1 protein-coding gene is annotated in these 1,553 nt (G+C 29.9%); it reads right to left on the bottom strand.

What is annotated here, in order from left to right:
* Positions 1–1,357, bottom strand: a 1,357-nt coding sequence (locus tag U9Q18_04145; GenBank protein ID MEA3313547.1) for a hypothetical protein, incomplete at its 3' end; no start/stop codon positions are given.
* Positions 1,358–1,553: the final 196 nt, after the last annotated feature.

Raw genomic sequence — 1,553 nt, 5'->3', positions numbered from 1 at the left:
GAGAATCAACAGTGTTTTTTACAATATATTCAACAACATCTTCAGGCGTATAATAACTTCCGCTTAGTTTTCTTTCGTTTTTATCTTCTGAAAAATAGATTTCACCTTTCGGCAATATAGTGTCAGAACGCGTTATTTTCCCTGCTTTAGATTCGGGAATATACCGAATTTTACTCCCAGATTTACGAATAACTATAATTTCAGGTGCCACAAATAAATTGTGCTCCAACAAACCTTCATAAAGACTGCCTAAATGGCGTACTGAAAGATCGCGGTATTCTATCGGCGCAAAACTTCCTTTTGACTTCTGGTAATAAGCTAATCCGAATATAACCTCTGATAGAAATGGATCTGTAATTTTGGTTTCCTCTATAAATTTGGTAAAATCACTTTCATAATAATTAAACAGACCCCCATTATATTTTTCATTAATTTCTACGTAAAGTTCCTGAAGGCGATTCCAAAGGTTATAAGAATCATTTTTAAGCCCACCTTCATTGCAAAATCGAAATGAATCTTGAATAATATTCTGAAATATCTCGATGCTTTCTCTTTTAAGAAGATCGCGAGATGTCGAATAAAACAAAAAAAGAAGTCGGAAAAGATATATAATTGCCCCATCATAAATATCCTTATTATGTTTTTCGGAATAGTTTTTTTGATTTAAAGTGTTTAGATAGCCTGAACAAAGAGTTTGAAGAACGCCTTTTCCTTCTCCTTCACGTTCAATTGCTGCCCTTAAATTTTCTTCGATATACTTAGTAGTTTTTTCTGATTTATCTTTGTAAATATCAAATTTACACTCTCCGTTTTCATTTCTAACAAAATTATCAGGTCGAAAAAAGAAATAAAATATTTGAAAAGCAGCGTAATCTTGGCTATTTAAAATTGTTTCTAAATTTATTTCCACATAAGTTTCGTAAGGGTTAGGTTCTGTTATATGATATATCCTCCAATAAAATCCATCAGTAAGGATACCCCATTGAAAATCATTCTTTTTTAAATTTCGAATAATCTTTTCTGCCCAAAATTTTCCTTTTAAGGTACAATTAATATCTTCTTCGGGAGGTATTGTATAACAAAGAGACATCGCATTAATTTTATCTATATCCGGAAAAAGCATTAAAACATTAGGTTCTTTTTCCGAATTTCTTTTATGTCCAAATTTCAAAGTATCAAATATATTTTCTATGTAAGTGGTTATCCATGATTCGGGTAAAGTATTATCAGCTTCATCTCTCCATCCTTTAATAGTTCGAAAATAATTTTTTAGATTTTCGTCAATTATTGGCAACTGAGTAATATTCTGTAAATAAGTTTCTGAAAATAAATATTCATTACGATAATTCTTATTCATATTTTTCCTTTCTTTCTTGTTTTTATGCGATAAAGGTATTTATAAAAATGTTGTGAACTCTAAAAATTTCACCTTAGTAGTCAAAAAAATGTCCCAGTGTTTTTTTAATAATTAAGGTAATAGCTAAACTTAATTGCACTAAATTTGTTCTTTGACAATTGAAATCTGTTGATTCAGTAACCTCCTTAATAGGATG

This window comes from Caldisericota bacterium (assembly GCA_034717215.1).
Lineage (GTDB): Bacteria > Caldisericota > Caldisericia > Caldisericales > Caldisericaceae > UBA646.
Note: the sequence above shows the minus strand (reverse complement) of the source record. Positions and strands in the feature narration are given on the sequence as shown.